Genomic DNA, 6,473 nt, shown 5'->3' with positions numbered 1-6,473 from the left:
GGCGCCGACTAACGAGTGGAAGGGAACCCGGCCGAGGTAGTAGCCAATGGGGAATCCGGGGACGAACCGTTGGGTGCGCTGGAACTTGCGATATGCGCTGAGGGTGACCGGCTCGAGCTGCTCCGCGACGGGTAGCTCTTTGGACACGATCTGCGGTTCGAGCTCGACGGTTCCACGTCCAAGGCGGGCGGCGAGGTAGGGACGGTAGGACTTCTCGTCTTCGTTGCCGGATCGGGTGACGAAACCGCCCGGATTCTTTGCTCGCACCGTCCACATCGACGGGGTGCCGTCTTCGTCGATTCCGATCAGCTGGGTCAGTCGGGCGGGCTGCGGGAACGCCGCCTCCTGTGCCTTGAACATTGCTGTGCCGTGCCTGTGCACGATCGTCCGCTGCTCGCGCGTGGCGAGGAAGTAGTTACGGCGCTCCGCGTTCAGATCGGTGGTTCCGCCCCCGCCCCCGCCCATGAATCCGAGGACACCGACTAGAAGCATGAGCGGCATCATCATCATGTAGGGGTTGAACGATCCGGACGTCGAAACCATAAGTACGACGAAACCCACGACCGCGATAATCATGATGATCGGCAGGATTCGCTGCAGTACCGGAGGCTTCGTTCCCTCCGGTTGCGCCAACGGTGTGGGGACCTCGACACGCTCGCCGCCGAGCTTCGGAGAATCCGGTGGTCTTGGATGAAATTCTTGCTGCGCCACTAATTCAATCCTTCGACATTTGTGAGCGGATTCTCTGCCATTTCCGCGGGGATTTGTTCGTGAACAACGGTAGCTGAATCAGGTGATAGATTCGCGCCCTCCGGAAGCAGTCGGAGAACCGACCACGGAACCAATTTCGGGGTCGATTCACCCAAACCCAACATGACAAGCGTTTCAGCCGGAGAACTGCGGGAATCACCGGTGATCGCATACCGGACGCCGTTGTCACCGACCCACCACAACTGCTCACGCGCGAGAGAATTGTCGGACTGCCCGGTCACCTGCACCAGCCATCCACGGCCGGGATCGGTGTAGAAGAAATCGGCCTGCGGCGTCTGATCGCGGGCTGGGAGCAGTGCGACCACGCGATCACGCGCCTCGGTTTCCAAGGGCACCGAGTTCAGTGCATACAGGGACGTTTGTGCCGCGGCCTGCCCGTTCCGTGACCAGTCGAAGCACACAGTGTCCCGCTGCACCAGCGTCGGCCGCTGCGACGGCCAGTGGTCCATGTCGGCACCGGACACGACCGGCGCGGCCGCGATCTGCGCTGCCGACACGTTCGAGACGAGTTTGGAGCCGCTGTTGATCAGTACCTGAGCGGCGAACGCGCCCACTGGCTGCACGCCGGTGTCGAGGACCAGGTACATCGAGTCGCCGTCGAGTCCGGTGGACGAAAGAACCGCTCCGACCTGGTACTGCGGCATCGCGGTCGAGGTCTGTCCCTGGCGTAGCAGTTGAGGTGCACGGATCGCTTCGCGGACCGGGATGGCGTCGAGGAACACGGAGGAGACCGGGGTCGCGCGGTCGAGGGTGTCCCGGTCGATCTGAAGGGCCGCGGTCAGTGCCTTCTCCGATGTGGTGATCTCGCTGCGGACCCCACCGTGCAGCAGCCAAGTCCGTTTCGTGCGGCCATCACTCTCACCCACGAGGATCGCTTCGTCGTCGCTGATTGGGTTCTGTGCGGGAACGATTTCCTTGTCGCCGGCGACGATGAGGGTTCGCGTCGAAGTCCGCGGGGTCGGATCCAGGGCCGATGCCGAGTCGTACTGAGCGCACACCGCCCACCGGGACACGTCGTCGGTACGGGGGCGCATCTCGTCCGGCGCACCGGGGATGCCTATGAGCAGACCCCGCGGATACTCCGACAACGCGTCGTCCTTGACCGTCTTGACCGAGTCCGCCTTACCGACGATCAGCCGGGCCGACGACAGGTTCGTCACCGGGTGCAGGGCGCCGTTGTGCATGACATACCTGCCACCGGATTGGGTCGCGATGATCGACGCGTCCCCCCGCAGCGGCGCCGGTTTGATGAACGACATCGCCAGGCCGGCGAGAAGCAGCAGCGCGGCGATCCCAGCACCGAAAGAGAACGCTGTGGTCTGCGCGGAGAACGGGGATGACAGCAGGCGCGTGTCACGGCGGATGAATGCCTGTTCGATCCGGCGGACCAGCATCCGGTAACCCGAAATTTGTGTCTTCGTCGTCAGAAAGCGTGGCGCCATCGCCATTTCCCCCAGTCTTAATGACCCGATTATCGGGCCCGGTCTTCATAGAGTTCTTCGGCCGCGGACCGCACATCATTTTCGGTCAGTGTTCGCAATTCATCGTCGCTCATGACACTCAGGTCTAGCGACTCAAACCTGCTACTTCTGTATCCTTCGGCCTTTTCGATGATATTACGAACGAAGCGTCCATTTCCCGCCGTGTCAATCATCGTCTTTCGGTTCTCGTCGATAACGCGGACCATGCGGCGGGCAACGTCCGAAACCGCTTTCTTGGCGTCGTCTGTGAGAATCCAATTCTTGCCCTCGGCGATCACTTCGGCGATGTCCGCCAACTCCTCGGGGGAGTAAGTCTCGAACCGGATCGTGGTGGTGAAACGCCCAACCAAGCCGTCGTTGGTGGCCAGGAACCGTCTCAGATCCTCTTCGTAGCCCGCGATGATGACCACGAGGTCGTGGCGATGATTCTCCATCTCAGTGAGCAACACGTTCACCGCTTCCTGGCCGAGCGGGTCGGTCTGTCCGTTTTCGGTGGCCTGCACCAAGTCGTAGGCTTCGTCGATGAACAGCACGCCACCGAGCGCGGAGGCGATCACAGCCTTGGTTTTCGGCCCGGATTCGCCCCAGTGCTGCCCGACGAGATCCGCGCGTTTGACCTCGATGATCTTCGGAATCCGGCACACCCCCGTCCCGGCATAGAAGTCGGCGACTACCCGCGCGATTGTGGTCTTGCCAGTGCCGGGTGGGCCCATGAACATGAGATGGTTCGAACGGCCCGGCGTAGGCAAGCCTCTCTTCTTCAACTCTTCAGTCACCCGCACGCTCTGTCGGAGTTGCGCGATCTGCTTCTTCACGTTGGTCATTCCGATTTGGCGCTCCAGTTCCGCGGTGGCGCGGGCGAGCAGCTGCGTGCGCTCGTCGTCCTGTTCGGAGAGTTGCTCGGCTGCCAATGACGGCTCAGTGGTGACGTCCCAGTAGCTGTCGCGGCGGGAGATCATCTCTGCATTGGTCAGTCGCAGAATTTCGTTGCGGGTTGTCTGCGCACGGACCAGATCGTCGGACTTCGATAACGCCACACCGATACCAAACAGTTTCTGAGCCTGCTGTTCGTCACCGGCCGCGCGGGCCAGGAGGCCGAGCACTCGGTGAGCCTCGGCGGAAATCTGGTTGAAGCGGGAGTTCAGCAACACCGTGAGTGACGACTCGGCGGAAGAGGTGCTACCCAGGTGCGCCAGCGCTGTTCCTGAGAGTAGGTACGAGAGCTCCTGGTACAGCACGTTCGGTGCGGGCCGTCCGTCGTCGCCGATCGTGACGGCGCCGTGCTCGTTGATCATCGCCGCGGTCTGCAATGGTGCGGCTGCCGAGATCACGTCAGGCCAGCGCTCGGTGCGGTAGTACAGTGCCGCCGTCATCAGTTTCACGCTCGGCAGATCTGTTGGTGCTTCGTCCAGTACTGCGAGGGCCTTGTCGAATTGGCGAACGTTGATATAAGCCGCCGCGGCGGCGGCGTGCACATTCCCGAGGAACAGAATGGGGATGTCGACACCGAAAAATCCGGTTCGGTACTGGCACTGCGGCAGGTGTTCGACGTCCGCACGTGCAGGGATCTGTTCCTTCACGGCGCGGCAATCCTTGACGAACGCCTTATAAGTGAGGTTCCCGAACGTGCTGCGAGTCAGATAAATCGCTTGGACATTTTCGTCGCTTGCCACCCTGCCCGGCTCGCATGCGGCCAGTCCACGGAATATGTCACACTCGCGAGTGCCCTTGCGGAGTGCGTAGACGAAGTGGTCTCGGGCAGCGCTGGTGTTGCCGGCAGCAAGCGCGGTGAGAGCTTGAAGGTGTCGGTCGACGATCTGACTCTCGTCCATCATTGTCGCTTCCTATTTCTGGGTCAGGGCTGGTGGCCGGTGATGCGGATGAGGGAGATGGCGAAGGAATCCACCTTTTTCCCGGTGGCGGCGCCGAAACCTCGCTCGGCGTTGCCACCGGGCGTTTCGGAGGTTTCCATGATCGTCAGCGTGATCTTCTGTGTCTCCACCGACGGGATTGCCATGTTCGCACCGGCACGGGAGGGGTTGATCTGCTGAATGAAACGCTGGCCGCCGACCGTCCACTGGGCGCGAGTCACGGCTCGGTGCTCGACCCATCGATCGATCCCAGACGGCTCGACGTAGTCGAAGCCTGGAACCAGGAACACGTCGGTGACCACGACCGGATGTGGAAACGTCATCTCGAGGACAGCCCCGTCGATCCCGAGTGCTCGCTTGCAGATCCACGCCTGCGACTTGTCCGAAGTGAATGCGAGCCGTGCTTCGGTCGACCCGTCCGGGCACCGCGCCGATATAGTGCTCGGCGCGAGCACACCGACAGCGCTGTCTGGGACGGGGATCTCCGAGGAACCGGTTGCCGGTGCGGCCTGCGAGGTAGTTTCGGATGCGGTGGGCGCGGTGCTGTCTTTGTCGGGTAGGCAGGAACTGACGATCACCAGAATCACGACCAGGACGACGCCGGCCACCAACAATTTCGCGCGTTCGTTTGGTGAAAGATCGCCGTACTTTGTGCGTAGCGAGTCGAGGGCATTTCTGGTGGCTCCGGCGATCTCCCCGCGCTCGGCCCGCAGCGGGATCGGGGGCGGTTCGTTGCGCGCTGCGGTGGGAGATTCCGGTGCGGTATTTGACATCACCACGGGGTCATCGACCGGCTTCGGTGGAAAATCTTGTTGCGATGCGGGCACTGCGGGGACCGGCCGGTCAACAGCCCATGGAGTCTGTCCGGTGTCACGGTGGCTGTCGCCCGTCGCGGAACCGTACACACTTCCTGTTCGCGCCGGCGCGAACGATGACAATCGGCGCGCGAGCAAATCGCGGAGACCGGAACTCAAGTTCAGACCAGGGTCGGACGATGGCGCCAAGTTCTCGCGTTCCGGATCGGATTCGAGTGCGTCCTCGGTGTGGTGTGCGCCTGCTTCTGGTTCTGGTTCTGTGTCGGTGTGGTCGAGCGCTTCGTCGTCGTCCTGCGCGGGCTCACGCAGAGCTCCGCCCTCGGAAGTGTGATCGCTGTCGTTCCAGATCGGTAGAAGTTGAAGGTCGTCGGCATCGTCGAGATCCGCGTCGCCGACAGCATGGTGTATGGGACGTTTCGGGGCGCGGGGAGCCGGATCGTCCGGTACATCAAGGGGGCACCTCATGTTTCCCGGAATCAGTGCGCTGTCCAACTCGGCGAGCCACTGGGCGTCGTTTAGTTTGTCGAGAGGAGTGCTCGCGAAAGCGTTGAGCACATCATCGATTCGGCGCATGTCGAGCGCGCGTAGTTCATCGTCACTCAGAAAGTGTTCTGAAAGTGTCACGCGGCGCGGGTCGACTGCCAGGGGCGTCGTCCGCGTGCGGGGGCGAGTCGTCGGGCCATCAATCCGATCATTGCCCATTTGATCATCGCCTCCGAGTGCGCCGGGAGGCGTTCGTAGTCGTGGTCAAGTCGACGGCAACGCACGAGCCACGCCAGGGTCCGTTCGATTAGCCAGCGGTGTGGCAGAACACTGAATCCATGCTGCCCCTTGGGTTTCCGCACGATCTCGAGCGTCATCCGGCAATGCTCCGCGACCCACGCGACGAGGCGTCCGGCGTAGCCACCGTCTGCCCACACCAACACCATCGACGGCATCACTGTCCTCGCCCGAGACAACGCCAGGCGCCCACCGTCGCGGTCTTGCACGCTCGCCGCGGTCACCAGCACGGCCACCAACAGGCCCAGCGAGTCCGTGACCACGTGTCGCTTCCTGCCGTTGACCCGTTTCCCGCCGTCCCATCCGCGGGTGTCCGTTCCGACTGTGTCGGCGCCCTTGACCGCCTGCGCGTCGACCATCCCCGCCGACGCCATCGGATCCCGGCCGCTACGGTCACGGAGCTTCGCCCGCAGCGCGTCGTGGATGCGGTCGGTCACCCCGGACTCGTTCCATCGCTGGAAGTACCCGAAAACGGTCTGCCAGGGCGGGAAGTCATGCGGGAGCTGCCGCCATGAGCAACCGGTGCGGTTGACGTAGAGGATCGCCTCCACGATCCGCCGTCGATCGTGGATCGCCGGGCGACCGCCCGGCAGCGCCGCGGGCACCATCGGTGCGATCAACTCCCATTGGGCATCGGTCAGATCGGACGGATACGGCGTCGGCTTGCGACGTTTCCTGCGAGCAACCACGGCCCCAATCATGCCGCCACCGGCCGGTCCGCCGCGCCCGAATCGAACACTTTCAAAACACTCTCT

At 62.9% G+C, this 6,473-nt stretch carries 4 protein-coding genes and 1 pseudogene; all 5 read right to left on the bottom strand.

Annotation, left to right across the window (positions count from 1 at the left end; genetic code table 11):
• Positions 1-711: pseudogene (locus WAW17_RS09595) on the bottom strand (hypothetical protein); the annotation flags it as partial.
• Positions 711-2,213 (bottom strand): type VII secretion protein EccB, encoded by a 1,503-nt coding sequence (gene eccB, locus WAW17_RS09590; RefSeq protein WP_422332749.1) that lies wholly within the window; start codon positions 2,211-2,213, stop codon positions 711-713. The gene eccB and the pseudogene WAW17_RS09595, both read right to left, overlap by 1 nt.
• A 29-nt stretch (positions 2,214-2,242) precedes the next feature.
• The gene (locus WAW17_RS09585; RefSeq protein WP_422332750.1) at positions 2,243-4,084 is read right to left on the bottom strand and encodes an AAA family ATPase; all 1,842 of its coding nucleotides are present in this window, start codon (positions 4,082-4,084) and stop codon (positions 2,243-2,245) included.
• Positions 4,085-4,107: 23 nt separating this feature from the next.
• Positions 4,108-5,562: a hypothetical protein gene (locus tag WAW17_RS09580; RefSeq protein ID WP_422332748.1), complete on the bottom strand. Its 1,455-nt coding sequence runs from the start codon at positions 5,560-5,562 to the stop codon at positions 4,108-4,110.
• Complete coding sequence (locus WAW17_RS09575; RefSeq protein WP_422332747.1) at positions 5,559-6,407, bottom strand: IS5 family transposase; 849 nt, start codon at positions 6,405-6,407, stop codon at positions 5,559-5,561. The genes WAW17_RS09580 and WAW17_RS09575 overlap by 4 nt, the downstream gene beginning before the upstream one ends.
• Positions 6,408-6,473 lie beyond the last annotated feature (66 nt).

The organism is Rhodococcus sp. (in: high G+C Gram-positive bacteria), from assembly GCF_049286785.1.
In the GTDB taxonomy this organism is placed as follows: Bacteria; Actinomycetota; Actinomycetes; order Mycobacteriales; family Mycobacteriaceae; genus Rhodococcus_F.
This window is presented reverse-complemented; position numbering and strand designations above follow the sequence as displayed.